Raw genomic sequence first — 25391 nt, forward strand, 5'->3', positions numbered from 1 at the left:
GCCCTTACATGTTCGGGTAGTTGGGGCCGCCGCCGCCTTCGGGCGTGGTCCAGACGATGTTCTGCGACGGGTCCTTGATGTCGCAGGTTTTGCAGTGAACGCAGTTCTGGGCGTTGATCTGGAAGCGCGGGTTCTGGCCCTGCTCGTCAGTCAGCACCTCATAGACGCCCGCCGGGCAATAGAGCCGCGCCGGTTCGCCGTACTTGGGCAGGTTGACGTTGATCGGCACGCTGGGGTCCAGCAGCTTCAGGTGGGCCGGCTGGTCCTCGGCGTGGTTGGTGTTCGAAATGAAGACCGACGACAGCTTGTCGAACGACAGCTTGCCGTCCGGCTTGGGATAGGTGATCGGCTTGAAGTCCTTGGCCAGACCGGTCGAGGCCGCGTCCGTCTTGGTGTGCCTCATGGTGCCGAAGAAGGAGAAGCCGCCGGTCAGGTGGTTGACCCACATGTCGAACATGCTGACCGCCCCGCCCATCATGGTGCCCAGCTTGGACAGCATGGGCTTGGCGTTACGGACGACCTTCAGCTCCTTATAGACCCACGACGTCTTGTAGGCGGCCTCATAGGCCTCCAGCACGTCGCCCGCGCGCCCCGCGATGACGGCCTCATAGGCGGCGTCGGCGGCCAGCATGCCGGTCTTCATGGCGTTGTGGCTGCCCTTGATGCGCGGCACGTTCACGAAGCCCGCCGAGCAGCCGATCAGGGCGCCGCCGGGGAAGGCCAGCTTGGGCACCGACTGGAAACCGCCCTCGGTGATGGCGCGAGCGCCGTAGGAGATGCGCGTGCCGCCCTCCAGATGCTCGGCGATGGCCGGGTGGTGCTTGAACTGCTGGAACTCGTCGAACGGCGACAGATAGGGGTTCTGATAGTTCAGGTGCACGACGAAGCCGACGGACACGTAGCGGTCGCCGAAGTGGTACAGGAAGGACCCGCCGCCCGTCTTGTCGTCCAGCGGCCAGCCGGTGGTGTGCTGGACCAGGCCGGGCTGGTGCTTGTCGGCCGGGATCTGCCACAGCTCCTTCAGGCCGATGCCGAACTTCTGCGGGTCCGAGTTCGCGGTCAGGTCGTGACGGGCCATGATGGTCTTGGCCAGCGAGCCGCGCACGCCCTCGGCGATGAAGACATACTTGCCGTGCAGTTCCAGACCGGGCTGGAAGTCGCCGGTCGGCTTGCCCTCGCGGTCGATGCCGAAGACGCCGGCGACGACGCCCTTCACCCGGCCAGTGGGTTCATCCCAGACCACATGGCTGGCGGCCATGCCGGGATAGACCTCGACGCCCAGGGCCTCTGCCTGCTCGGCCAGCCAGCGCGACACATTGCCCAGGGAGGCGATGTAGCAGCCGTGGTTGTGCATAAAGGGCGGCATGGCGAACATCGGCAGCGAGGCCTGGCCCTGCGGACCCAGCACCAGGAACTTGTCCTTGGTCACCGGGGTCTCCAGCGGGGCGCCGCGTTCCTTCCAGTCGGGGAAGAGCTCGTTCAGGGCCTTGGGATCGATCACGGCGCCCGACAGGATATGGCCGCCGATCTCGGCCGACTTCTCCAGAACGGCGACGGAAATCTCTTTCCCGTCCTTCTCGGCGCGCTGCTTCAGGCGGATGGCGGCGGACAGGCCGGCGGGGCCGCCGCCGACGATGACGACGTCATATTCCATGACCTCGCGCTCGACGCCTTCCAGCGCTTCCGCCGGCGGCAGCTTGTCGATGACGGCTTCCTGCCACGCGTTGATCGCGCCGCCTTCGATCGCTTGCTCGCCCATGATCCCCTGAATCCTCGTTATCGTCGTGGTTATCCGTCTTATCGTGAGGTGACGCAGCGGCGGTCAAGGCTTATCCCTGTCACGGAATGACGCCCCAGCCCCTCGACACCGCCGCAACCGAAGCCCTGCTCGCCTTCTGGCGCGATGCGGGGGTGGACGCCTGCTATCTGGACGCGCCGGTCGACCGCACGGTCTTTGTCGCCCCACCCGCGCCGCAGATGCTGCAGAAGGCCTCGGCCACGATCACGGCTCTCCATGGCGGCCAGCATGGTGGAATGTCCGGCGCCGACGCTGTGAACGAGGCGCGCAGGCTCTCCGCCGCCGCCACGACCATGGACGAACTGGCGGAGGCGGTCGCCGCCTTCCAGGGCTGCCCCTTGCGGGCCATGGGAGCCAAGCAGGCCGTCTTCGCGCGCGGCAATCCCAAGGGCTCCATCCTGCTGATCGGCGAATCGCCCGGCGAGACCGAGGACCTGCGCGGCGAGCCCTTCGTCGGACAGCCCGGTCAGTTGCTGGACCGGATGCTGGCGACGGCGGGTCTGGCGGATCAGGCCTTCATGACCAACACCGTCTTCTGGAAGCCCCCCGGCGACCGCCCGCCTTCGCCGCAGGAGCAGGCTGCCTGCGCCCCCTTCCTGGAACGCGCCTTTGCCCTGATGCAGCCGAAGGCGGTGTTGCTGGTGGGGGCAGCCGCGGCGAAATCGGTGCTGAACACCGAAGAGGGCCTGATGAAAATTCGCGGCCAATGGCGCGAATGGCGGCTGGACGACGGGGCGGCTGCGGCTCCCGCCATGGCCACCCTGCACCCCGCTTTCCTGCTGCGCCAGCCGCAGGCCAAGCGGGTCGCCTGGGCCGACATCCTGTCGCTGGCGGCGCATTTGGATACGGCCCAGGTTGAGCCGAAAGCCTGACTGGGGCATGTTAGGCGGCTGACGACCAGTCCACAGAGCGCTGACAATCCCTACGTCGAGAAGGGAGCCGCGCCGACGAAGGGGGCCGCCGCGTATGTACCTTTTCCGCCGCGCGATCCTCGCGCCCCTGTTCGCTGCTGCGCTCTGCGCCACCGTTGCGCCCGCCGCCCTGGCGGCATCCGGGACGGCTGAAGGCGGCGCCGATGACGGCGGAACGCTCTATGTCGCGAATGACTCTGACAGAACCCCCACAGCCCTGAGCAGTTCCGATCGGCTCAGCTACACCACCGCCTTCGACGCCCTGCGCCGCGGCGATCTGGAGCTGGCGCGCAGCGCCGCCCGTCAGGCCCAGGACCGCGTCCTGCTGGGTCAGGTCGAGTTCGAGCGCCTGTTCCACCCCACCCATGTCGCCACCTATGACGAACTGGCGGCCTGGCTGGAGACCTACTCCGACCTGCCGATGGCGCAGCGCGTCTATACCCTGGCCATGCGCCGCCTGCCCGACGGTGCGGTCGAGCCCAAACGCCCCGGCAATCTGCTGGAACGCACCTGGGCCAGCGTGACCGGCGCCAACGACGGCGGCGTCACCGATCCGGCCAAGGCCGCCCGCGTGGCGCTGAACAACGACGATCTGGCGGGCGCCTATCGCACCGGGGCCGAGATGGGCGACTGGTGGAGCGCCGGTCTGGCCGCCTGGCGCCTGCGTGAATATTCGGACGCCTATCGCGCCTTCGAGCGCGTGGCCCAGGACCCGACCGAGGACCCTTGGGTCCGCGCCGGCGCCGCTTTCTGGACCGCCCGCGCCGCCGCCCAATCCGGGCGTCAGGACAAGGTGGGCGAAAACCTGCGCCTCGCCGCGCGCTGGCCCGCCACCTTCTACGGCCAGATCGCCCTGCGCCAGTTGGGCGAAGAGCCGGTGATCGAGAACATGGGGCCGCGCGCCTATGGGGCGACGCTGCAACGCGCCGCCTTCACGCCCGAGCCCACCGGGGTGGACGCGCGCGAACTGAACGCCTTCATCCGCTCCGACGAAACCGCACGCCGCACCGTCGCCCTCTATGAAGTCGGTCGCCGTAAGGATGCGGAAGAAGCCGCTCGCACCGGGATGCGTACCGCCGACGGCGATACCGCGCGGCGGCTCTGGGCCGGCCTCTATCGCACCGTGGCCCCCAACCGCGCGGCCCAGGCCGAGGCCAGCCGCATCGACGCCACCCGCTATCCCATGCCGGTGCTGGAGCCCGAGGGCGGCTTCACCATCGAGAAGGCGCTGGTTTACGCCATCGCCCGCAAGGAAACCGACTTCAACGCCAGCGCCCGCTCCGGGGCCGGCGCCTATGGCATGATGCAGGTCATGCCGGCGACCGCCGCCTATATGACCGGGGATCAGGGCTATGTGCGCAATCCCGAGCGGCTCTACGTCCCTGCGACCAATCTGAAGCTGGGTCAGGACTATGTGAACCGCCTGTTCCAGATCGAGTCCTTCCAGGGCGACCTGCTGAAGGCCGTGGCCTCCTATAACGCCGGGCCGGGGCCCATGCTGGCGGCGGTGCGCAAGCTGGGGCCGGACGCCGATCCCCTGCTGCTGATCGAGACCATCGACGTGCCGCAGGCACGCGAATATGTGGAAAAGGTCGTGGCGGCCTACTGGATCTATCAGCGCATGCTGGGCGCGCCGCTGAAGACGCTGGACGCGGTGGCCTCGGGCGCCAAGGCCGTGCCGATCCGTCTGGACTATGTGGCCCCGGTCGCGCCGATGCAGGTGGCCGAGGCCGCCCCGGTCGCCGGCACGCGCTAGAGAGCAAAATCGGTTCTGACGCAGTCAGTCAGAGCTCAGATCTTCTGCTCCAACCTGAAAGCCTCTTCAGACCAGGCTGGACAGCAGCATGGCCCAGACAAAGGCGAAGGCCAGGGCCGCCAGGAAATAGCCTCGCGCCGTCTTGCCCCAGTTGGTGTTTCGGCTGATCGTCCGCATCGCCCGTCCCCCACGGCCCGACGCCGTGAAGGCAGATTGTAACATCACTCGTTAATCGCCGGTTTTCGGCTGCGGTTAAGCCGCGTTAGCCAGAGCCTGACGCTCCCACTCGCGGAAATCCGGCTGGGCCAGCAGGGCGTCGATGTAGGCGCGGGCCACGCCGTCCTTATCGCCGTGCGCCGCCAGGTCGATCTGATAGTGCCGCACCCGCGCCGCGACCGGGGTGAAGAAGGCGTCGGCGATCGACCATTCGCCATACAGATACGCCCCGCCCGCCCCAAAGCGCCCGCGCGCCTCACGGAAGATCTGCACCAGACGGCGGATGTCGGCGGCGACCGCTTCGCTGGCCGGGGCCGGACAGCGGCCGGGACCAACCATGGAATGGTCCGGCGCCATGCCGCATTCAGTGCGCAGGGCCATGAAGCCTGAATGCATTTCGCAGACCACCGACCGGGCCTGCCAGCGCGCAGGGGCGTCAGCGGGCCACAGCCGGGCCTCGGGATAGCGCTCGGCGCACCAGACCGAGATCGACAGGCTGTCCCAGATGGTTTCGCCATCGACCTTCAGCACGGGTACGCGCCCCGCGGGCGAGTGCCGGACGATCTGCTCGGCGGTGTCGGGCTGATTCAGCCGCACCACCGTCTCACTGAAGTCGGCGCCGCAACGCTTCAGCACCAGCCAGGGTCGCAACGACCAGGTGGAATAGAGCTTGTCGCCGATCACCAGTTCCATGTCGTCGCTCCTGTTGTGCTTGGCCCATCAATGGCTGGACGACAGCTTCAGCACAACAAGGCCCGAGATGATCAGCACCGCGCCCGCAATCCGCATGGGGGTGATCGGTTCGCCCAGCACCGCGATGCCGACCACGAAGGCGCCGACCGCGCCGATGCCGGTCCAGATCACATAGGCCGTGCCCAGGGGCAGGGTCTTCATCGCCATCGAAAGCAGGCCGAAGCTGATGATCATGAAGACGATGGTGCCGACCGTCTGCCACGGCTTCGAAAACCCGTCAGACGCCTTCATCAGGAAGGCCCAGACGATCTCGAACAGACCGGCGAAAAGAAGGAGAATCCAGGCCACGACAATACTCCCTTGCATGGCGAACCGGGTCGTCCCGGCGGTCATGCCCAATGAAGGGAGAGGTCGTCCTCTGGGCCCTCTATTTGGGACAGACGGACGCGAAGTCAATGGCGAACCTTGACTCACAGCCCCTCTCGACCGACACGACCGGTCCATGATCACGCGCTATACCCGCCCCGAAGCCGTCGCCATCTGGTCGCAAGAGACCAAGTACAAGATCTGGTTCGAGATCGAGGCCCACGCCGCCACCAAGATGGCGGAACTGGGCGTGATTCCGAAGGAGTCCGCCGAGGCCATCTGGGCCAAGGGCAAGGACGTGACCTTCGACGCCGACCGCATCGACGAGATCGAACGCACCACCAAGCACGACGTCATCGCCTTCCTGACCCATGTGTCGGAAATCGTCGGCGAGGAAGCCCGCTTCCTGCACCAGGGCATGACCTCCTCGGACGTGCTGGACACCTGTTTCGCGGTGCAGCTGGCCCGCTCGACCGACCTGCTGCTGGGCGGCGTCGATCGCGTCCTGGCCGCGCTGGAAGTCCGCGCCAAGGAGCACAAATACACCCCGACCGTGGGCCGCTCGCACGGCATCCACGCCGAGCCCGTCACCTTCGGCCTGAAGCTGGCCGGCTATCACGCCGAGTTCCAGCGCGCCAAGCGCCGCCTGATCACGGCGCGCGAGGAGATCGCCACCTGCGCCATCTCGGGCGCCGTCGGCACCTTCGCCAACGTCGATCCGGCGGTTGAGCAATACGTCGCCGACCAGATGGGTCTGGCCGTCGAGCCGGTCTCGACCCAGGTCATCCCGCGCGACCGTCACGCCGCCTACTTCGCCGCGCTCGGCGTCGTCGCCTCGTCGATCGAGCGTCTGGCCGTGGAAATCCGCCATCTGCAGCGCACCGAAGTCCTCGAAGCCGAGGAGTTCTTCGACAAGGGCCAGAAGGGCTCGTCGGCCATGCCGCACAAGCGCAATCCGATCCTGACCGAGAACCTGACCGGCCTGGCCCGTCTGGTCCGCTCGGCCGTGACGCCGGCGATGGAAAACGTCGCCCTGTGGCACGAGCGCGACATCAGCCACTCCTCGGTCGAGCGCGGCATCGGCCCTGATGCGACGGTCCACCTGGACTTCGCCCTGCACCGCCTGGCGGGCGTGATCGAGCGCCTGAACGTTTACCCTGAGAACATGCAGAAGAACATCGACCGCCTGGGCGGTCTGGTGCACTCGCAACGGGTCATGCTGGCCCTGACCCAGGCCGGCGTGTCGCGTGAAGACGCCTATGCCGCGGTTCAGGAGAACGCCATGAAGGTCTGGCGCGGCGAAGGCGCCTTCCTCGACTTCCTCAAGGCCGACGCCCGCGTCACCCTGCCCCACGACCAGCTGGAAGCTCTGTTCGACCTCGGCTACCACACCAAGAACGTCGACGTGGTGTTCAAGCGGGTCTTCGGCGAGGGCTGATGATGGCGAAGCTGCCAGGCGATACCGGTCTCACGCTCAATCCTGACCTTGATTGGGAGGCATTGGCTAAAACCTATGCCGAGACCGGCCGCCTGCAGATCCCCGCAATTCTGGCGCCAGAAAACGCGGAGTGGCTGGCGAACGCCCTGGAAACCCGGACACCCTGGTCATTCGCCTATTGGGGCGATGACCAGCAGCCCCACTATCTGCCCTTGCCTTCGGTCAAGGCCATGCCTGCCGCGGCTCTTCAGGACCTGATGAAGAGCTTGATGGACCGATCCGGCGAACAGTACGGCTTCGCCTACATGAACTACAGGATGATCACGGCCTACATCGCCGGTCAGGAGCCGGATCATCCCCTTCACCGACTGACGGAATTCCTCAACTCGCCCAGCTTCCTGGACTTTGCCTGCACGATCGTGGGCGAACCCGGCGTTCGCAAGGTAGACGGCCAGGCGACCCTGTTCAGGCCCGGCGACTTCCTGTGCCGGCACGACGATTCCAGCATCCCGGGCGTGGAGCGCATCGCAGCCTACACGCTCGGCTTCACGCGCAGGTGGCGCAGCGACTGGGGCGGCCAGTTGGCCTTCCACGACGATCACGGCGACGTCGCCCAGGCCCTGGTTCCGCGCTGGAACACCCTGACCCTGTTCAAAGTGCCCACGTCCCATTCCGTCATTCCGGTCGCGCCCTACGCCCAGGCGCCTCGTATTTCCGTCGTCGGCTGGCTGAGAAAAGACGCCTAGGTGCGCGCAATCGGATTTGCCCCGGTCATCGACGCCCACACCCGCGTCCTGATCCTGGGCAGTCTTCCCGGCGACGCCTCCCTCAAGATGGGGCAATACTACGCCCACCCGCGCAACGCCTTCTGGCCCCTGATCGGCAGCCTGCTTGATGAAGCCTTGCCCGCCTTGCCTTATGAAAACCGGCTAGTGCGATTGAAGACGCGCGGCGTCGGTCTGTGGGACATGATCGCCTCGGCGGAACGATCGGGCAGCCTGGACGCCGCCATCCGCTCGCCTGAGGCCGCTGACCTGCGCGGCCTGGCTTTGGGCCTGCCAAGTCTGAGCGCCGTGGCCTTCAACGGCGGACTGGCGGCCAAGCTGGGGCGTCGCATTCTGGCTAACCTGGAAGGCGTCGACCTGATCGACTTGCCGTCCTCTAGCCCAGCCCATGCTCGCCCGTTCGAGGACAAACGCCAGCAATGGTCGGTGCTTGCGCCCTATCTGACTGGTTCAGAGGGCTGATCGATCACGCGCCGCGCCGGATAATTTGAAGGATGCCGCATCCTTTTGCACTCCTCGACCGTAGTTCTCCCCGACGCCGCGCCCAAAACAGCGGACGTAGATGGAGAGACGCTATGAAGATGACCCGTACCGCCACCCTCGCCAGCGTATCGATCGCCGCCCTGCTGGCGCTCGCCGCCTGCGGCAACAATGAAACCAAGGTGGAGACGGCGCCGGCCGACGCCATGCCCGCCGAAACCGCCGCCATGACTCCCGCCACGACCCAACCCATGGTCGGCGGCGTGGCCATGAACCCCGCCGACAACATCGTCGTCAATGCCGCCAAGGCGCCCAACCTGACCACCCTGGTCGCCGCCGTTCAGGCCGCCGGACTGGCGTCCACCCTGGAAGGTCCCGGCCCCTTCACCGTCTTCGCCCCTGACAATGCGGCGTTCGAGAAGATCCCGGCCGCCACACGCACCAGCCTGATGGAGCCGGCCCAGAAGGCGGCCCTGACCAAGATCCTGACCTATCATGTCGTGCCTGGTCGCCTGACCGCCGCCGACATCGCGGCCGAGGCCCAGAAGGGCGGCGGCACCGCCACCCTGACCACGGTCCAGGGCGAGAAGCTGATGGTCAAGGACGCCGGCGGCGGCAAGTGGACCATCACCGACTCCAAGGGCGGCACCTCGACCATCACCCAGGCCGACGTCGGCCAGTCGAACGGCGTGGTCCACGTCATCGACACGGTGCTGATGCCGAAATAAGCGCGGCGATCGCCCAGAAACGAAAAGGCCGCTGCCGGAGAACGGCAGCGGCCTTATTTCTTATTCGATCCGAAGATCAGGCCGCGTTGGCGCGGAACCGTCGCGAGGCGAAGACGCCGCCGCCGATTAGCAGGAGACCCGTCAGACCCCACAGAGTCCACTCGCTCGTCGTGGGCACGGCGGTGGGGGCGGCGTTGACGGTTTGCGGTACAGCGAAGGCAGAAGCCCCAAAACAGGGACCGGGCGTGGTGACCACTCCGGTAATCGTCCGAGCGCCCGTGTCGGTCAGCGCGTTTGTCATGCAGGCGACCGCGCCGCCCCCGCTAACGGTCGCGCTGCACAGCGCCTTGTTCCCCCCGCCGGTCGTGTCTCTGAACTCGACGATGGCGCCTGAGCATCCCGCACCGAAATTGTTCGAGCTAAGCGTTACTGACTGGCCCGCCACGGACGGGTTCGGGGTCGCGAGGATGCTGGGCCCGCCCGCCTGGGCGGCGCTCGCGCTCATGAACAAGGCCATGACAGCGCCTGCAGCCAAGCCTGCGGCGGTTTTCCTGATGAGCATTTGGCTCCCCCTCTGAAGTAGAGGCAGAGCTAGCCGATCCTGACATCAACGACCAGCGCTATTCATTGCCGTCGGCAGGATCAGGGGCGCAGTGGATCGGCCAGCAGCGCGGTCAGGTTCGGCGCGGCCTCGCCCTCGATACCTAGCGGCATCCCCGCCCGTTCCGCCGCCGGGCGACGGCGATAGGTGCCGAACAGGCGGTCCCAGACGGACAGGACCATGCCGAAATTGCTGTTGCCCTCGTCCATCCGCACGGAATGGTGGACCCGGTGCATCCCCGGCGTGACCAACACCAGCCGCAGCGCCCGGTCGATCGGTTCGGGCAGGCGGACATCGGCATGGGTCACGAACTGCCACAGGGTGGTGATCAGCCCATAGGCCAGGACCACCAGCAGAGGGACGCCGAGGACGGTGAATATCATCAGTTGCAGCGCGGCGCTGACCAAGGCCTCGAACGGATGGTGGCGCACCCCGGTCGAGGCGTCCATGACCGTGTCAGAGTGATGCGCCCGGTGCAGCCGCCACAGCCAGGGCGCGCCATGAAAAAGCGCATGGCTCAAATAGGCCAGCAGGTCGATCAGCAGGAATGAGACCAGCACCAACAGCCAGGCGGGCAGGCCCAGGCCAGTCAGCGGCGGGAAATGCAGCGCGGCCTGCACCCAGGCCGCGCTCTGGAGGATCAGGGGCGAGGCCATGAAGACCACGCCGAACCCCATCAGGAACAGGGCCGCATTGGCGAACCAACGTCGCCCGCGCAGGCCCCGATCACCGCTCAGCGGAGACAGGGCCTCTACACCAGCCAGCGCGATAAACGCCAGGGCGGTGAGCAGCAACTGCCAATGTGAGGATTGAACGAGAAGCTCGATCACGGACGCTTCTCGTTCGAGAGATTACTCGCCGGCGCGGATCTGTTCGCGGGCGATCGAGGCCAGTTCGTCCATCTTGGAGCGAAGTTCGCCCTCGGACACCGTCAGGCCCGAGCCCTTGAAGTCGCCGGCGACCTTGCGGAAGACGTCTTCCTCGCCCGGTTGCTCGAAGTCGGCGCGAACCACGGCGGCGGCGTATTGCTCGGCGCTGTCGGTCGACAGGCCCATCTTCTCGGCCGCCCACAGGCCCAGCATCTTGTTACGACGCGCGATGGCCTTGAACTCTTGTTCCTGATCGAGGGCGTACTTGGACTCGTAGCCCTTTTCCCGATCGTCGAAGGTCGTCATGCGCGTAGTCACTCCAGTGGCGGACGGAATTGGGGTCCGCATCGCCGTCTATAGCCCCCTCGCCTGCGAACGCAACTGGACTCGCGGTCGCGGTTCTGACGCTAGGTTACAGGAGGATATTTGTGTCACAGACGCCCTTCGGTTAAAGGGCGTGCGATCTTATATAGCCGTCGTCGATTCAGGATCGCGCGCCCACAGCCGCCGGGCCGCGCGTTTTTCGTTTTAAGACAGTCTGTTTTCTTCCCTCTCGGGACACGACCATGAATTCCAAGCGCAAGAAGATCTACGAAGGCAAGGCCAAGATCCTTTATGAGGGTCCCGAGCCGGGCACGCTGATCCAGTATTTCAAGGACGATGCGACCGCCTTCAACGCCCAGAAAAAGGCGACGCTGGAAGGCAAGGGCGTGATCAACAACCGCATCAGCGAGTTCATCATGTCGCGCCTGAACGGCATCGGCGTGACCAACCACTTCATCAAGCGCCTGAACCTGCGCGAACAGCTGATCCGCGAAGTCGAGATCATTCCGCTGGAAGTCGTCTGCCGCAACGTCGTCGCCGGCTCGCTGGCCACCCGTCTGGGCCAGGAAGAGGGCACCGCCCTGCCCCGTTCGATCATCGAATTCTATTACAAGAAGGATGAGTTGAACGACCCGATGGTGACGGAAGAGCACATCACCGCCTTCAACTGGGCCACGACCCAGGAGCTGGACGACATCCTGGCCATGACCGTGCGCGTCAACGACTACCTATGCGGCATGTTCGGCGCCGTCGGCATCACCCTGGTGGACTTCAAGATCGAGTTCGGCCGGGTGTGGGAAAACGACTTCGCCCGCGTCATCCTGGCCGACGAAATCAGCCCGGACAGCTGCCGTCTGTGGGACACCGCCACCGGCGAGAAGCTGGACAAGGACCGCTTCCGTCGCGACATGGGCGATGTGATTGAAAGCTATACCGAGGTGGCCCGCCGCCTCGGCATCATGAAGGACATGCCGACCGTGATCCAAGGAGGACTGCACTAATGGCCAAGGTGAAAGTTCACGTCTTCCTGAAGCCCGGCGTCCTGGACGTTCAGGGCAAGGCCGTCGAAGGTGCCCTGCAAGGTCTGGGCTGGGCCGGCGTCGCCAACGCCCGCGTCGGCAAGATGATCGAGTTCGACCTCGACGACAGCGTCGCCGACAAGGAAGCCGAGGTGAAGCGCATGTGCGACACCCTGCTGGCCAACACGGTCATCGAAAGCTACCGGATCGAAGTCGCCTGAGGCGACGACAGATCAGACGATCAGGGCCGCCCTTCAGGGCGGCCTTTTTCTTGCCCCTCACTCACACAGATAATCCCGGCTGAGCGGGACCGCCGTCTGCTTCTTGGCCAGCTGCAGCTGGAAGACCATGTGCCCCAGTTCGCGGAAGGCGACCTCGCTGGCGGCGAGGTAGAACTCCCACATCCGGCAGAACCTTTCATCGTAAAGCGCCAAGGCTTCTTCGCGGCGCGCGAGAAAGCGCTCCCGCCAGATTCTCAGCGTCTCGGCGTAGTGCAGGCGCAATACCTCCATGTCCGTGACCCACAGGCCCGCGCGCTCGATCGCGGGCAGGACCTCGGACAGGGCCGGGATATAGCCGCCAGGGAAGATGTATTTGCGGATGAACGGCTGGGTGCGGCTGGGCGGAGTCTTACGGCCGATGGAATGGATCACCGCCACTCCGTCGTCGGCCAGCAGCCGGGCGACCGTGTCGAAATACTCCTGATAATTGGGCGCGCCGACGTGCTCGAACATGCCGACCGAGATGATGCGGTCGAAGGTCTGGTTGAGGTCGCGATAATCCTGAAGGCGGAACTCGGCCCGGTCGGCCAGGCCGCGCGCCGCCGCCCGCTCTTTGGCGGTGCGGTGCTGTTCGGTCGACAGGGTGACGCCGGTGACGCGCGCCCCGCGCTCGGCCATGGACAGGCCCAGACCGCCCCAGCCGCAGCCGATGTCCAGCGCGCTCTGCCCCGGCGTCAGCAGCAGCTTGTCGATCAGCCGCCGCTTCTTGGCCGTCTGGGCCTGATCCAGGGTGGCGTTGGGTGCCTCGAAGAAGGCGCAGGAATACTGCAGGTCCTCGTCAAGGAAGAGGCGATAGAAGTCGACCGTCAGGTCATAGTGGTGGTGGACGTTGCTGCGGGCATGCAGCCGGTCGTTGGCCTGTTCGGCGCCGCGCCGGAGGCGTTGCAGCAGGGTCAACTTTCCCGCCCGCGGGCGGATGGCCAGTTGCGACGTCGTCAGTTGCAGGAAGTCGTAGATGTCGCCGCCCTCGACCCGGAAGGTCCCGTCCATGAAGGCCTCGCCCAGGGCCAGATCGGGGTTGGCGGCGATGGCCAGGGCCGTCTTCACGTCTTCGATCACCGCCGTCAGTTCGGGCGTTCCCGGCCCCGCCGTCAGCTCGCGACCGTCCGGCAGACGCACCCGCACGGCCCGCGTCAGGAAGGTCTGATCGAGAAGGGCTTGCAGCATCCGGCGCTCCGCGCTTTGAACCAGGATCAAGCTTGGCTAGGAACAGACTGTCGCTGCGCAACGGTGTCGAAGCCAGACCGTTCCGTCAGCGGACCAGAACAAGGGAGCGCCGCCGATGACCTTCACCCTCACCTCCGCCGATTTTCAGGATGGCGACGTCCTGCCCGACGCCCAGGTCTATGCGAAGGGCAACATCGCGCCCCAGTTGTCCTGGGCAGGCGCGCCCGAAGGCACGAAGAGCTTCGCCATCACCTGCTATGACCCCGACGCCCCGACCGGCTCGGGCTTCTGGCACTGGACCGTGGCCAATATTCCCGCCGAGGTGACCGAACTGGCCGCCGGCGCCGCCCTGCCGCCCGGCGCGGTCGAGGGGCGCACCGACTTTGGCGCGCCGGGCTTCGGCGGCGCCGCCCCGCCCCCCGGCCACGGCCCGCACCGCTACATCTTCACCGTCTTCGCCGTGGACACGGACAGGCTGGACGTGACGCCCGACAATTCCGGCGCCGTCTTCGGCTTCAACCTGCACTTCCACACCCTGGCCAAGGCCTCGATCACCGCGACCTACGAAAACACCGGCGGGTGACGACGGCGACGCTCGACCATGAGCAGAGGCTGGCGACGGTCCCCGACCTGTTCCGCCGCCTGATGGCTCGGCCGCTGCAATCGCTGACCCGGGCGCGGTTGCCGGCGTCGGAGGCGGTCTATGTCTTCTATCAGGAGGACGAGCCGATCCATGTGGGCAGCCCGCCCCATCTGGAGGAACAGATGCTGGCGCCGTCGCTGCGTCTGGCCCTGGCTGCCCGAGTGCACAGGCCAAGCCGCGGCGCCCCCCGGATCAGCGTCAGCGAACCCACGCCGCGCCCCGGCCGCCGGCCGCCGATCAAGGCCCGCTGGCTGAGCGTGCCTGATGGCGACGACCGCTTGCTGCTGGAGCTCTACGCCGCCCAGACCCTGGGCCTGTCGGTGTCGCACCCCAGGGTTCGCGCCGAACTGGCCGCCGCCTGAACCGCAACGCATACAAAGCGTGATGACCGGATCGCCCGGCCAAGGTTGCGCGCTGGACTTCGCCCCCTATTTTGCGACGCAGCGTAAAGTTTGTTGCATTGCGATAGTTCATGGCTCCCACCGACACCGCCGCCTGTATCGACGACCGCGTCTGCGCGCCGTCGCCCGCGATGGAGACGGTCGCGGCCCCCGGAAAGGTGGCGCTGGTCCTGCTGGCCCTGGCCATGGGCGGCTTCGCCATCGGGGTGACCGAGTTCGCCGCCATGAGCGTCCTGCCCGACTTCGCGGCGGGTCTAGGCGTCGATGAGCCCACCGCCGGCCACGTCATCAGCGCCTATGCCGCCGGGGTGGTCGTCGGCGCGCCGATCCTGGCCGTACTGGGCGCCCGCGCGCCGCGCTGGCTGCTGCTGATCGGCTTCATGGCCCTGTTCGCGGTCGGCAATGCGTTGAGCGCCATCGCCCCCAACTATGAGTGGATGCTGGCCTTCCGCTTCCTCAGCGGCATTCCGCACGGGGCCTATTTCGGCGTGGCGGCCCTGGTGGCGGCGTCGCTGGTGCCGCTGCGGCTCAGGACGCGCGCCGTCTCGACCATCCTGCTGGGCCTGACCGTGGCTACCGTCATCGGCGTGCCGGTCGCCACCGCCGTCAGCCACAGTTTCGGCTGGCGCTGGACCTTCGCCATCGTCAGCGTTCTGGCGGTGATCACCATGGCCCTGGTCGCCCTGTTCGCGCCGCGCGATCCGGCTCACGCCGACGCCAGCCCCCTGCGCGAGTTGGGCGCCCTGAAGCGCGGTCAGGTCTGGCTGACGCTGGGCGTCGGGGCCATCGGTTTTGGCGGCATGTTCGCGGTCTACGCCTATCTGGCCTCGACCCTGACCGCCGTGACCGGGGTCGGGCCCGAGGTCCTGCCCTGGGTCTTCGCCATGTTCGGCCTGGGCATGATGAGCGGCAACCTGCTGGGAGCCTGGGCCGCCGACCGTTACGGCATGAAGGCCGCGGGCGGCCTGCTGCTGTGGAGCGCGGCAGCCCTGGCGCTTTACCCGTTCGCGGCCCCGCACCTGTGGGCCATGCTGATCGTGGTCTTCCTGATCGGCGGCGGCGGCGGGCTGGGCTCCATCCTGCAGACCCGACTGATGGACGTGGCCGGCGACGCGCAGACCTTGGCCGCCGCCCTGAACCATTCGGCCTTCAACACCGCCAACGCCATCGGCCCCCTGCTGGGCGGCATGGCCATCGCGGCGGGCTGGGGCTGGACCTCGACCGGCTGGGTCGGGGTGGCCCTGTCCCTGGGCGGTTTCGCGGTCTGGGTCGTCGCCCGGCTGAGCGGACGCAAGACAGGTCAAAGCCACGCCTGACATCCCGAACAATTGATGCTAGGAGGCCCGCCCATGAGCGCAGCCGTCATCGTCTTCCCCGGGTCCAACTGTGATCGCGACTGCAAGGTCGCCATCGAACGTTCCACTGGCGAACAGGTCCAAATGGTCTGGCACGCCGAGACCGAGCTGCCGAAAGGCCTCGATCTGATCGTCCTGCCGGGCGGCTTCTCCTACGGCGACTATCTGCGTTGCGGCGCGATGGCGGCCCAGGCCCCGATCATGCAGGCGGTCAAGAAGGCCGCCGACGACGGCGTCGCCGTTCTGGGCATCTGCAACGGCTTCCAGGTCCTGTGCGAAGCCGGAATGCTGCCGGGCGCCCTGCTGAAGAACGCCGGACTGAAATACGTCTGCAAGCCCATCAGCCTGACGGTCGCCAACGGCCAGACCCGCTTCACCGCCGGATATGAAGGCCAGCGCGAGGTCGTCATGACCCAGGGCAACGGCGACGGAAACTTCTTCGCCGACGATGAAACCCTGGCCCGTATCGAGGGCGAGGGCCAGGTGGTCTTCCGCTACGTCGACAACCCCAATGGCTCGGTCGCCGACATCGCCGGCATCCAGAACGAACGCGGCAACGTCCTGGGCATGATGCCCCACCCCGACCGCGCCTTCGAAGCCGAACTGGGCAGCGCCGACGGCGCCACCCTGTTCCGCAGCATCTACGCGGCGGCCTAAACGGGTCTAGGCGTCGGACTCCTTGTCCAACTGCTCCTTGTCGTCGACCTGAGATTTCTTGCGGTCCAGCACGCTGGCGCTGCGACCCAGTTCGTCGGCCTCGATCTCCGGCTCCATCGGCTCGCCGTCTTCATCAAGCGCGCGCTCCAGCGTGCCCGCTTCGCCAGATTCACCGATAGCGGCTAGTTCGCGGGCGCCCACGCCCAGGCCCTGCTCCAGGGCGCGGTTGGTCTTGACTTCGTCGGTTTCGAGAGCCGGGTCTTCCGGCAGGTTGTCGGGGTCGGCCATGGCGCGTCTCCTTGATTGGCGTCTCATGACCTAAGCGGGACGGGGGCCGCACGGTTCCGGTGAACCAAATAGCCGTCCGGCGCGTAGATACGGCGAAGCTGAGCCGGAAACGCCGCCATGTCCGCCATCGAACGCCCTACGCCCGCCCAGCAGACCCGCCGCCTGGTGGTGCTGGCCGCCGCCGTCTTCGCCGTGGTGGTTCCGGTCGTGCAGAATCTGGGCAGCTTCGGCCTGTCGCAGGCCGAGTTCGCGGCGGACGGCAATCAGACGCTGCAGGTGGCGGGTTACGCCTTTTCGATCTGGGGCCTGATCTATCTGGGGCTGCTGGCCTATGCCGGACGGCAGGTTCTGCCCCAGACCGGCGAGAGCCTGATGATCAACCGCATGGGCTGGCCCTCGGCGGTGGCCCTGTTCGGCATCGGTCTGTGGATCATTGTCGCCGCGCTGAATCTCAAGGCGGCCAGCGTCATGATCATCTTCGCCTCCCTGCTGGCCCTGCTGGTCCCTCTGCTGGCCAATGGCCGGACCATCCGCTCGACCGGGGTGATGGAGCGAGACCGCTGGTTCCTGATCTGGCCGCTGGCGGCGCTGGCAGGCTGGCTCACCATCGCCGCGCCGCTGAACCTCATCACGACGGCGACGGCGTTCGACGCCCTGCCCGCCTTCCTATCGCCGACAGGCTGGGCCATCGCCGCCGTTGCGGTCGTGGTTCTGGTCGCGGCGGCGGTGACAGCGAGTCTGCGCACCCTGGCCTATCCCCTGCCGATCGCCTGGGGTCTGGTCGGGGCCTTTGTCGCAGAACAGGAGCGGAATCCGGTGCTTGGCTTCACCGCCCTGGGCGCCGCCTTCCTGCTGGCAGTCGCCGCCGTCATCCTGGTCTTCGGCCTGAAACGCGGGATCGAGCGTCGTCGCTGATCGGACGGGCTGACAGGAGGCTCAGACCCGGCTAGAAGCCCCGCCCATGAGCGCTCCGCAAAAGACCACCGCAGAATTGGCCGCTGAATACGGTCTGGCTCCGAACGAGTATGAGGTCCTGCTGGACCGGCTGGGCCGAGAGCCCAACCAGGTCGAGTTGGGCGTCTTCTCGGTCATGTGGTCCGAGCACTGCTCCTACAAATCCTCCAAGAAGCAGCTGATGAAGTTCCCGGTCACGGGACCGCGCGTCATCTGCGGCCCGGGCGAGAACGCCGGGGTCATCGACATCGACGACGGCGACGCCTGCATCTTCAAGATGGAGAGCCACAACCACCCCTCCTACATCGAGCCCTATCAGGGCGCGGCGACGGGCGTGGGCGGCATCATGCGCGACGTCTTCACCATGGGCGCCCGCCCGGTGGCCCTGCTGAACGCCCTGCGCTTCGGCGAGCCTTCGCATGAGAAGACCAGGCGACTGGTCAAGGGCGTGGTCAGCGGCATCGGCGGCTACGGCAACTGCGTCGGCGTGCCGACGGTCGCCGGTGAGACCAACTTCCACAAGGGCTACAACGGCAACATCCTGGTCAACGCCATGTGCGTGGGCATCGCCCGGGCCGATGAGATCTACTACTCGGCCGCGCCCGAGGCCGGCCACGACGTGGTCTATTTCGGTTCCAAGACGGGCCGCGACGGCATCCACGGCGCCACCATGTCCTCGACCGAGTTCGACGACGAGTCGGAGGCCAAGCGCCCCACCGTCCAGGTCGGAGACCCCTTCGCCGAGAAGCTGCTGATCGAGGCCACGCTGGAGCTGATGGCCTCGGGCGCGGTCGCCGCCATTCAGGACATGGGCGCAGCGGGTCTGACCTCTTCGTCCGTCGAAATGGCCGGCAAGGGCGGCGTCGGCGTCGAGCTGGACCTCGACAAGGTGCCCCAGCGCGAAGAGGGCATGACCGCCTATGAGATGATGCTGTCGGAAAGCCAGGAGCGGATGCTGGCGGTCCTGAAGCCCGGCTTCGAGGACGTCGGCTATCGCATCTTCCAGAAGTGGGGCCTGGACTTCGCCATCATCGGCAAGACCACGAACACCGGCCATCTGGTGCTGCAGCATCACGGCGAGGTGGTCTGCGACGTGCCGCTGGCCCCGCTGTTCGACGACGCGCCCCTCTATGATCGTCCCTGGGTCCAGCCCGAGCTGCAACCGCGCCTGGAGCCGTCCGAGGTTCCGGCCCCGGAAAGCTGGAACGACGCGGTGATCAAGGTCATCGCCTGCCCCGACATGGCCTCCAAGCGCTGGATCTGGGAACAATACGATCGGCACGTCATGGCCGACACCCTGCAAGACTCGTCGACCGGCGCCGACGCCGGCGTGGTCCGCGTCCACGGCACGGACAAGGGCCTGGCCGTCACGTCCGACTGCACCCCGCGCTATGTCCAGGCCGACCCCTATGAAGGCGGCAAGCAGGCCGTAGCCGAGGCCTGGCGCAACCTGACGGCCGTGGGCTCGCGTCCCATCGCCATCACCGACAACCTCAACTTCGGCAACCCGCAGCGCCCCGAGATCATGGGCCAGATCGTCCGCGCCACAGACGGCATGGCCGAGGCCTGCCGCGAGCTGGACTTCCCCGTCGTCTCGGGCAACGTCAGCCTCTATAACGAGACCAACGGCGTGGCCATTCCGCCGACCCCGACGGTCGGCGCGGTGGGTCTGCTGACCAACTATGACGTGACCACCGGCTTCGGCGGCATGGCCGAGGGCGATGTCCTGGTCCTGATCGGCCAGACCCACGGCGAGTTGGGTTCGTCCATCTATCTGCGCGAGGTTCTGGGTCGTGAAGACGGCGCCCCGCCGCCGGTCGATCTGAAGCTGGAACGCAAGACCGGCGACTTCGTGCGCGGCCTGATCGAAGCGGGCGAGCTGACGGTCGTGCACGACCTGTCGGACGGCGGCCTGGTCGGCGCGGCGGCGGACATCGCCCTGGCCTCGGACGTCGGCATCGAACTGAACGCCTCCAGCGCTGCGCACGCCCACGCCTTCCTGTTCGGCGAGGATCAGGCCCGCTATCTGGTCGCCGTGTCGGACGCCGAAGCCCTGCTGGCGAAAGCCAAGGAGGCCGGTCTGCACGCCTCGGTCGTCGGCGTCGCCAAGGGCGCGGACTTCGCCTCCTCGGGTCCGAAGGGCGAGCTGTACCGCATCCCCGTCGCCCACCTGCGCGAGTTCCACGAAGGCTGGATGCCGAACTGGATCGAAGGCTGATGCGCGCCGGAGTCTTCGCCCTCGTCCTCAGCGGCGCGGCCCTTCTCGCCGCCTGCGACATCGAGGGCGGCGACCCGGTCCAGCACGCCCTGCGCGACGCCTCAGCCGCACGCCAGGCGGCGGCGCTGAAGACCACCGAGGAAGAACAGGCGGCCGCCGCCCGGCGCGCCGCCTCTGCTCCCGTCGCCCCCGCTGAGGGCGACGAGCTGTCGCGCCTGATCGCCGCCCGCCGTCAGGCCGTCGCGGACACCCGCGCCCTGCTGGCCGCCACCACCGACCCGGCCCTGAAAGGCCAGTTGACCGGCGACCTCAAGGCCGAGGAAGGTCGCCTGCGGGCGCTCGAGGCTCGCGCCGCCGCGCGATAGCCTTCTTCGGGGAAGCCAGCATGAGAACCGCCGTCGTCATGCCTGTCGGGGCGCGCTTCTGCCGCGAGCAGCCCAACTCCATGGAGACGGTGGCCCGCACCCTGGCGAACGCCGAGACAGGCGAGGTCCGTATCTTCTGCTGCGAAGGCGCCAAGGGCCACGACGCGCCGTCGGTTCACACCCTGCCCAACCCCAATCGCCTCAAGGCCCTGCTTCAGGCCCTGACCGATTATCGGCCGGACGTCATCGAGTTCCACCAGCAGACGCAGCAGGCCGTGGCCCTGGCGCGGCATTTTCCCGACGCCGCCGTCACCCTCTATCGCCACAATGCGGTGAAGAGCCCGCGCCACTCCATCGACAACTGGCGTTACCAGCGGCGCTACGACCGCATGGACGGCCTGATCTTCGTCAGCGAGGCGGCGCGCCGGGACTTCCTCAAGGACTTCCCACGACTGGAGGCCAAGGCCTTCGCCGTGCCCAACCCCATTGATGTCGATCTGTGGAAGACGCCCGTGGAGAACCGCGAGCCGCTGATCGCCTTTGCCGGACGGGCCATGCCGGAAAAGGGCGTGGACCTGATCTGCGCCGCCCTGCCCGGGGTTCTGGACCGCCATCCGGGCTGGCGCGCCGTGCTGATGCTGAACGACTGGGACCGGCACGCGGACTGGGCCGCCCCCCATGTGGCGCCGCTGGAGCGCTATGGCGACCGTGTTGAGATCCGACGCTCGGCCCCTCTGGCCGAGGTGCGCGCCGTGATGCAGCAGGCGGCCATCGCCCTGACCCCTTCGGTCTGGGCCGAGCCTCTGGGCCTGACCGCGCTGGAGGCCCATGCGGCGGGTGCCGCCCTGGTCTCGTCGGGGCGCGGCGGACTGCGCGAAGCCAGCGGCCCGCACGCCCTCTATGTCGACAACCTGACGCCCGCGACCCTGACCGCGGCTATCGAACGCCTGATCGAGGACCCGGCCGGGCGTTTGGAGATGGCGCGTGCGGCCCAGGCCTACGTCGTGGACACCCACGCCCCCGCGCACCGCGCGGCCCAATTGGGCGACCTGCGCGAACAGCTGGTGCGGTCCAAGCGGGCGCGGCGCAAAGCGCGCTAGACGCGAACTCCCTTTATTTTGACACCGTCGTCAATAACTATGGAGCAAACCTGAGAAGGAGCGCTCCATGACCGACGCCGCCGCCTCGACCTTCCGTCCCTGGACGCCGCCGCGCCGGACCCGGAAGATGAGCCTGCCGCAGTTCCTGTGGCAGAGCTGGCGCGACCCGCTGCAAATCTGGGCCGAGTTCCATTTCAAGGAGCTCTACATCGACGGGGCCTCGCCGCTGGGGCGCACCCTGGTGGTCAGCGATCCGGCGGGCGTGCGCCACGTCCTGACCGACAACGCCGCCAACTATGAGAAGGGCGACCTGCAAAGGCGGGTGCTGGGCCCCATGCTGGCCGACGGTCTGCTGCTGACCGAGGGCGAACAGTGGCGCCGCGCCCGGCGCATCATGGCCCCCCTGTTCACCCCCGCCCACACCGCGCGCACCGCCGAGGCCATGGACCGGGTCTGCCGCCGCCGCGTCGAGGGCTGGCGGCTGGAGCACGGCGCGCGGGTGCTGAACATCGACAGCGAGATGAGCGGCCTGACCTTCGACATCCTGTCGGCGGCGCTGTTCTCTGACGATCTCGACGGCGACGCGGCGGGCTTCGAGAAGGCGCTGAACCATTTCCTGGCGGTCGGGGCGCGGATCAGTCCGCTGGACGCGCTGAAGGCCCCTGACTGGATTCCGCGCCTGGGCCGCGTGGCCTCGGGCGGCGACGCGCGCTTCTTCAAGGACCGCGTCGACGCCCTGGTGGCGCGGCGCCGCGCGCGGATCGAACAGGACGACGACGCGCCCGAAGACCTGCTGACCGCCCTGCTCAGCGCCCGCGACGAGGAGGGCGACGGCTCAGGCCTGTCGGATCACGAGGTGGCGTCCAACATCCTGACCTTCATCCTGGCCGGGCATGAGACGACGGCGCGGACCCTGGGCTGGACCCTGCACCTGATCAGCCGCGACAAGCGCGTGGCCGACATCCTGAAGGCCGAAGCCGACGGCTGGGACCGCAGCGCCGCGGGTCTTCGCGACCTGCACTGGCACCGGGCGGTGATCGAGGAGGCCATGCGCCTGTTCCCGCCCGCCCCGGCCATGATCCGGCGGGCTGTGGCCGACGACGTGATCGGCGGCTACGCGGTCAAGGCGGGTCAGAGCATTCTCATCGTGCCCTGGATCATCCATCGCCACGAAAAGCTGTGGGACGACCCCGACGCCTTCCGCCCTGAACGCTTCTTGCCCGAGAACCGCAAGTCCATCGACCGCTACGCTTGGCTGCCCTTCAGCGGCGGCCCGCGCATCTGCATCGGCGCCGCCTTCGCCATGCAGGAGGCGATCATCGCCCTGGCCGAAATTCTGAAAGTCGCCGAGGTCGAGGCCATCACCCCGGTCGAGCCCCGCCCTGTCCATCAGGTGACGCTGCGCAGTCAGCGGACCATGCGGCTGCGGTTGCGGGCGCGGAGGGACCGGCCAGTCGCAGCCTAGATCTGCGGGATCGCCTGGCTCAGTCGTCCGCCGACGCGGATGGCTTCAACCCGCGTCGCCAGGCCCGTGCGGTCGTCGGTCTCGACGAAGACGCCGCAGATGGTGGCCGGGCCGCTGGCGGGGACATAGCGTCCGCCCGACAGCCGCGTGGTGAAGCGGCGCAGCGGCTCTTCCTTGTCGTTGCCGATGACCGAGTCATAATCACAGCAACCGCCGGCGTCGGTCTGATAGGCCGTGCCGTGGGGCAGGATCTGGGCATCGGCGGTCGGGACGTGGGTGTGGGTGCCGACCACCAGGCTGGCGCGGCCGTCGCAGAAGTGGCCCATGCCCATCTTCTCGCTGGTGGCCTCGGCGTGCATGTCGACGATGACGGCGTCAGCGACCACGCCGAGCGGCGCGGCCTCCAGCTCGCGCTCTACGGCGCTGAACGGGTCGTCCATCGGGTCCATGTGGATGCGGCCCAGGACGTTGATGACCAGCACCCGGCGGCCGTCGGCGGTCACGAAGACATCAGCGCCCCGGCCCGGCGCGTCCATCAGGCGCGGATAGTTGGCGGGACGGATCAGGCGCGGCTCGCGCACGATATAGGTCAGGGCCTCGCGCTGATCCCAGCTGTGGTTGCCCAGGGTCAGGACATCGGCCCCGGCGGCGAAGATCTCGCGCGCCGTGTTCTCGGTGATGCCGAAGCCGCCCGCGGCGTTCTCGGCGTTGACCACCACGAAGTCGAGTTTGAGGTCGCGCCTCAGCCCCGGAAGATGATCCGAAAGCCCATCGCGCCCGGACTTGCCGACCACGTCACCGAAAAATGCCAATCTCATGGGACGGCTCTATAGCCGGTCTCGGTCAGAACGCCATGCAGGCGCATGTCATGAGGCTCCAGCGCCAGGCGCTCGACCTCCTGCCCCGCATAGGCGAAGCCGACGCGCACCGCATCCGGCAGGACGGCGAAGGTCCGGTCGTAATAGCCCCCCCCTTGCCCCAACCGCCCGCCGTGGGCATCGAAGGCCAGCAGCGGCGTCAGGATCAGGTCAGGCGTGACAGTCTCGGTCAGCGGCAGGGGCGCGGGACAGCCGGCGGCGTCCAGCTCCAGCGGTTCGCCCGGGGCCCAGGCGCGAAAGATCATGGCCGCGTCGCGCTCGATCACCACCGGCAGGCAGAGGCGACGCCCCTCCTGATGTAGGACCATGGCTAGGGCGTCCGTATCCAGTTCCGACCCCATGGCGCGATAGAGAGCGACCATGTCGCCGGACGGCAGGGCCCCGGCATGACCGGCGGCGCGCTCGGCGGCTTCGTTGTCGATCTCAGCCAGCCGCTTGCGCAGGGCGCGCATAGAGGCGCGGAGTTCGTGTTTGGAGGCCATGCGCCGTCTCAAGCCCATCTGGACGTCAACGCGCCTAACCATAGCGCATAAAAACGCGCTCAAGCCGCGAGCGACCGCGTCGCGAGCATAGCGCAACAAAATGAAAGGGTGGCGGCGCCGCAAGAACCGTGAAGAACGTTTAAATCCTCTCGACCTGGGTAGCCAGGTGGGCTCCATATGCCCAGGCCCTCGAGCCCGGACAGGGACAGATCCCTTAGAGTGAATTAAGGTCAGAAGGATATGTTGTCTTCGACGTGAGCCGCAGCAGGACCCGCCGTCGGACAAGATAGGCGGTCCGAGGCGTTTCAACAATGGCGGATCAACACCTTCTGTTTCCTCCCCATTTCATGGGGAGGGGGACCGCGTAGCGGTGGAGGGGGCGGCGCAAACGTCAGCCGTCGAGTCGCCCCCTCCGTCTCGTCGGCTACGCCGCCGATCCCCATGAAATGGGGAGGAAAGACAGAGAGCCTCAGATCGTCTGGCAGATCTTCTCGATGCGGGCCGCCACGGCGTTCAGGGCCTCGGCCACGCCGTCGCCGGCGGGCGGCGGCGGAGCCTTGACCGGGCCGTCCTGCGGGACCGGGCCCTGGCCCTTCTCCAAGCGCTGTCGGGCCTCCTGCAGTTCGTCGGCCAGCATCAGCGAGGCCATAAGGAACAGACGCAGATCACCCACATGGCCGACCTCGCCGGAAATCTGGCGCACATGGACGTCGAACTGCTGGGCCAGGGTGCGGACGCGCTCTTCCTGACCGTCCGCGCAACCGACGGCGTAGGGACGGCCATTGATGTCCACTGTGACGGTCGCCATCAGCGCGCCTCCTGTTCGGCCAGAACGTCGCGCACGGCTTCGGCGGCGCGGCCCAGGGCCTCGGCGGCGTCGCGGCTGGCGGCTTCCAGTTCGGCGATGCGGGTCAGGTCAGCGACATTCGACGCACGCGGCGCGAACAGGTCGTCGTCGGTGATGGCGGGGGCGGTGGCCGGACGCGCCTTCAGCTCCAGCACCTTGCGTTCCAGCAGGGCCAGGGCCTTGTCGATGCGTGTCTTTGCGGCCGTAACGGCGTCCATTGGGGTCCTTTCGTCCAGATTCCGTATAGAACCTGTGCGCGCGTCGGGGTAAAGCGGCGCGCCCCGCTTTATCCTGTTCCAGACGAAA

The 25391-nt window shown here is 67.3% G+C and carries 29 protein-coding genes and 1 other RNA gene; 17 read left to right on the top strand and 13 right to left on the bottom strand.

The window, feature by feature from the left end; all coding sequences use genetic code 11:
- Positions 1–4 precede the first annotated feature (4 nt).
- Entirely contained in the window at positions 5–1654 is a 1650-nt protein-coding gene (locus HNP51_RS09205; protein WP_260398473.1) for an electron transfer flavoprotein-ubiquinone oxidoreductase, read from the bottom strand.
- Between the two features lie 191 nt (positions 1655–1845).
- On the opposite strand from HNP51_RS09205, the gene HNP51_RS09210 reads away from it, so the two are divergent.
- Complete coding sequence (locus tag HNP51_RS09210) at positions 1846–2670, top strand: uracil-DNA glycosylase family protein (protein WP_184270170.1); 825 nt, start codon at positions 1846–1848, stop codon at positions 2668–2670.
- Positions 2671–2764: 94 nt separating this feature from the next.
- A complete protein-coding gene (locus HNP51_RS09215; protein ID WP_184270167.1) occupies positions 2765–4465 on the top strand; it encodes a lytic transglycosylase domain-containing protein in 1701 nt (566 codons plus the stop codon).
- A gap of 252 nt (positions 4466–4717) precedes the next feature.
- Here HNP51_RS09215 and HNP51_RS09220 read toward each other — a convergent pair whose 3' ends face one another.
- Positions 4718–5374, bottom strand: coding sequence for a glutathione S-transferase family protein (locus HNP51_RS09220; RefSeq protein ID WP_184270164.1), 657 nt, complete (start codon positions 5372–5374; stop codon positions 4718–4720).
- A gap of 27 nt (positions 5375–5401) precedes the next feature.
- Positions 5402–5722 carry a multidrug efflux SMR transporter gene (locus HNP51_RS09225; protein ID WP_114816130.1) on the bottom strand — a complete coding sequence of 107 codons (321 nt, stop codon included), beginning with the start codon at positions 5720–5722 and terminating at the stop codon, positions 5402–5404.
- 154 nt (positions 5723–5876) lie between these two features.
- Here HNP51_RS09225 and purB point away from each other — a divergent pair, with 154 nt between their 5' ends.
- The 4 genes from purB to HNP51_RS09245 all read left to right on the top strand — a co-directional run bounded on the left by purB (position 5877) and on the right by HNP51_RS09245 (position 9171).
- On the top strand, positions 5877–7178 hold the full coding sequence (gene purB / locus HNP51_RS09230; protein ID WP_184270161.1) for an adenylosuccinate lyase: 1302 nt from the start codon (positions 5877–5879) through the stop codon (positions 7176–7178).
- Between the two features lie 62 nt (positions 7179–7240).
- Complete coding sequence (locus tag HNP51_RS09235) at positions 7241–7924, top strand: 2OG-Fe(II) oxygenase family protein (protein ID WP_260398439.1); 684 nt, start codon at positions 7241–7243, stop codon at positions 7922–7924.
- A complete protein-coding gene (locus tag HNP51_RS09240; protein WP_184270158.1) occupies positions 7925–8425 on the top strand; it encodes a DNA-deoxyinosine glycosylase in 501 nt (166 codons plus the stop codon).
- Between the two features lie 119 nt (positions 8426–8544).
- Complete coding sequence (locus tag HNP51_RS09245; RefSeq protein ID WP_260400761.1) at positions 8545–9171, top strand: fasciclin domain-containing protein; 627 nt, start codon at positions 8545–8547, stop codon at positions 9169–9171.
- A 76-nt stretch (positions 9172–9247) separates the two neighbouring features.
- On the opposite strand, the gene HNP51_RS09250 is transcribed toward HNP51_RS09245, so the two are convergent.
- The 3 genes from HNP51_RS09250 to HNP51_RS09260 all read right to left on the bottom strand — a co-directional run bounded on the left by HNP51_RS09250 (position 9248) and on the right by HNP51_RS09260 (position 10947).
- Positions 9248–9733, bottom strand: coding sequence for a hypothetical protein (locus HNP51_RS09250; protein ID WP_221415857.1), 486 nt, complete (start codon positions 9731–9733; stop codon positions 9248–9250).
- 80 nt (positions 9734–9813) lie between these two features.
- A complete protein-coding gene (locus HNP51_RS09255) occupies positions 9814–10602 on the bottom strand; it encodes a sterol desaturase family protein (RefSeq protein ID WP_184270148.1) in 789 nt (262 codons plus the stop codon).
- Positions 10603–10623: 21 nt separating this feature from the next.
- Positions 10624–10947 (bottom strand): DUF1476 domain-containing protein, encoded by a 324-nt coding sequence (locus HNP51_RS09260; RefSeq protein WP_178823953.1) that lies wholly within the window; start codon positions 10945–10947, stop codon positions 10624–10626.
- Positions 10948–11207: 260 nt separating this feature from the next.
- On the opposite strand from HNP51_RS09260, the gene purC reads away from it, so the two are divergent.
- Together purC and purS are read left to right on the top strand one after the other, a co-directional pair.
- A complete protein-coding gene (gene purC, locus HNP51_RS09265; protein WP_184270145.1) occupies positions 11208–11966 on the top strand; it encodes a phosphoribosylaminoimidazolesuccinocarboxamide synthase in 759 nt (252 codons plus the stop codon).
- Positions 11966–12205 carry a phosphoribosylformylglycinamidine synthase subunit PurS gene (gene purS, locus HNP51_RS09270; protein WP_178823951.1) on the top strand — a complete coding sequence of 80 codons (240 nt, stop codon included), beginning with the start codon at positions 11966–11968 and terminating at the stop codon, positions 12203–12205. The genes purC and purS overlap by 1 nt, the downstream gene beginning before the upstream one ends.
- A 57-nt stretch (positions 12206–12262) precedes the next feature.
- On the opposite strand, the gene HNP51_RS09275 is transcribed toward purS, so the two are convergent.
- Complete coding sequence (locus HNP51_RS09275) at positions 12263–13432, bottom strand: cyclopropane-fatty-acyl-phospholipid synthase family protein (RefSeq protein WP_184270142.1); 1170 nt, start codon at positions 13430–13432, stop codon at positions 12263–12265.
- 115 nt (positions 13433–13547) lie between these two features.
- Between HNP51_RS09275 and HNP51_RS09280 the strand changes: the two genes are divergently transcribed.
- The 4 genes from HNP51_RS09280 to purQ all read left to right on the top strand — a co-directional run bounded on the left by HNP51_RS09280 (position 13548) and on the right by purQ (position 16488).
- Complete coding sequence (locus HNP51_RS09280) at positions 13548–14015, top strand: YbhB/YbcL family Raf kinase inhibitor-like protein (protein WP_184270138.1); 468 nt, start codon at positions 13548–13550, stop codon at positions 14013–14015.
- On the top strand, positions 14012–14437 hold the full coding sequence (locus HNP51_RS09285) for a hypothetical protein (RefSeq protein WP_184270134.1): 426 nt from the start codon (positions 14012–14014) through the stop codon (positions 14435–14437). Before HNP51_RS09280 ends, HNP51_RS09285 begins: the two co-directional genes overlap by 4 nt.
- A 110-nt stretch (positions 14438–14547) precedes the next feature.
- The gene (locus HNP51_RS09290; RefSeq protein WP_260398438.1) at positions 14548–15792 is read left to right on the top strand and encodes an MFS transporter; all 1245 of its coding nucleotides are present in this window, start codon (positions 14548–14550) and stop codon (positions 15790–15792) included.
- Positions 15793–15825: 33 nt separating this feature from the next.
- Entirely contained in the window at positions 15826–16488 is a 663-nt protein-coding gene (gene purQ / locus HNP51_RS09295; RefSeq protein WP_184270132.1) for a phosphoribosylformylglycinamidine synthase subunit PurQ, read from the top strand.
- Between the two features lie 6 nt (positions 16489–16494).
- Here the strand turns inward: purQ and HNP51_RS09300 are convergent, their stop codons facing one another.
- The gene (locus HNP51_RS09300) at positions 16495–16776 is read right to left on the bottom strand and encodes a hypothetical protein (protein ID WP_221415856.1); all 282 of its coding nucleotides are present in this window, start codon (positions 16774–16776) and stop codon (positions 16495–16497) included.
- 117 nt (positions 16777–16893) lie between these two features.
- On the opposite strand from HNP51_RS09300, the gene HNP51_RS09305 reads away from it, so the two are divergent.
- The 5 genes from HNP51_RS09305 (at position 16894) to HNP51_RS09325 (ending at position 22878) form a co-directional block, all read left to right on the top strand.
- Positions 16894–17691: a hypothetical protein gene (locus tag HNP51_RS09305; RefSeq protein ID WP_184270126.1), complete on the top strand. Its 798-nt coding sequence runs from the start codon at positions 16894–16896 to the stop codon at positions 17689–17691.
- Positions 17692–17737: 46 nt separating this feature from the next.
- Positions 17738–19948, top strand: coding sequence for a phosphoribosylformylglycinamidine synthase subunit PurL (gene purL / locus HNP51_RS09310; RefSeq protein ID WP_184270124.1), 2211 nt, complete (start codon positions 17738–17740; stop codon positions 19946–19948).
- Positions 19948–20313 (top strand): indole-3-glycerol-phosphate synthase, encoded by a 366-nt coding sequence (locus tag HNP51_RS09315; protein WP_184270122.1) that lies wholly within the window; start codon positions 19948–19950, stop codon positions 20311–20313. The genes purL and HNP51_RS09315 overlap by 1 nt, the downstream gene beginning before the upstream one ends.
- A gap of 20 nt (positions 20314–20333) precedes the next feature.
- The gene (locus HNP51_RS09320; RefSeq protein WP_260398437.1) at positions 20334–21413 is read left to right on the top strand and encodes a glycosyltransferase family 4 protein; all 1080 of its coding nucleotides are present in this window, start codon (positions 20334–20336) and stop codon (positions 21411–21413) included.
- 67 nt (positions 21414–21480) lie between these two features.
- Positions 21481–22878 carry a cytochrome P450 gene (locus HNP51_RS09325; RefSeq protein ID WP_184270120.1) on the top strand — a complete coding sequence of 466 codons (1398 nt, stop codon included), beginning with the start codon at positions 21481–21483 and terminating at the stop codon, positions 22876–22878.
- Here the strand turns inward: HNP51_RS09325 and HNP51_RS09330 are convergent.
- From HNP51_RS09330 to HNP51_RS09350, 5 genes are all read right to left on the bottom strand, one after another.
- Entirely contained in the window at positions 22875–23696 is an 822-nt protein-coding gene (locus HNP51_RS09330) for a TIGR00282 family metallophosphoesterase (RefSeq protein WP_184270117.1), read from the bottom strand. The two genes, HNP51_RS09325 and HNP51_RS09330, sit on opposite strands and share 4 nt — an antisense overlap.
- Entirely contained in the window at positions 23693–24238 is a 546-nt protein-coding gene (locus tag HNP51_RS09335; protein ID WP_184270114.1) for a 5-formyltetrahydrofolate cyclo-ligase, read from the bottom strand. Before HNP51_RS09335 ends, HNP51_RS09330 begins: the two co-directional genes overlap by 4 nt.
- A gap of 110 nt (positions 24239–24348) precedes the next feature.
- Positions 24349–24509, bottom strand: a non-coding RNA gene (gene ssrS / locus HNP51_RS09340) — 6S RNA.
- Between the two features lie 198 nt (positions 24510–24707).
- Positions 24708–25046, bottom strand: a complete 339-nt coding sequence (locus HNP51_RS09345; protein ID WP_114816112.1) for a cell division protein ZapA — start codon at positions 25044–25046, stop codon at positions 24708–24710.
- Entirely contained in the window at positions 25046–25303 is a 258-nt protein-coding gene (locus HNP51_RS09350) for a hypothetical protein (protein ID WP_184270111.1), read from the bottom strand. Before HNP51_RS09350 ends, HNP51_RS09345 begins: the two co-directional genes overlap by 1 nt.
- Positions 25304–25391 lie beyond the last annotated feature (88 nt).

The organism is Brevundimonas bullata, assembly GCF_014207965.1.
In the GTDB taxonomy this organism is placed as follows: domain Bacteria; phylum Pseudomonadota; class Alphaproteobacteria; order Caulobacterales; family Caulobacteraceae; genus Brevundimonas; species Brevundimonas bullata_A.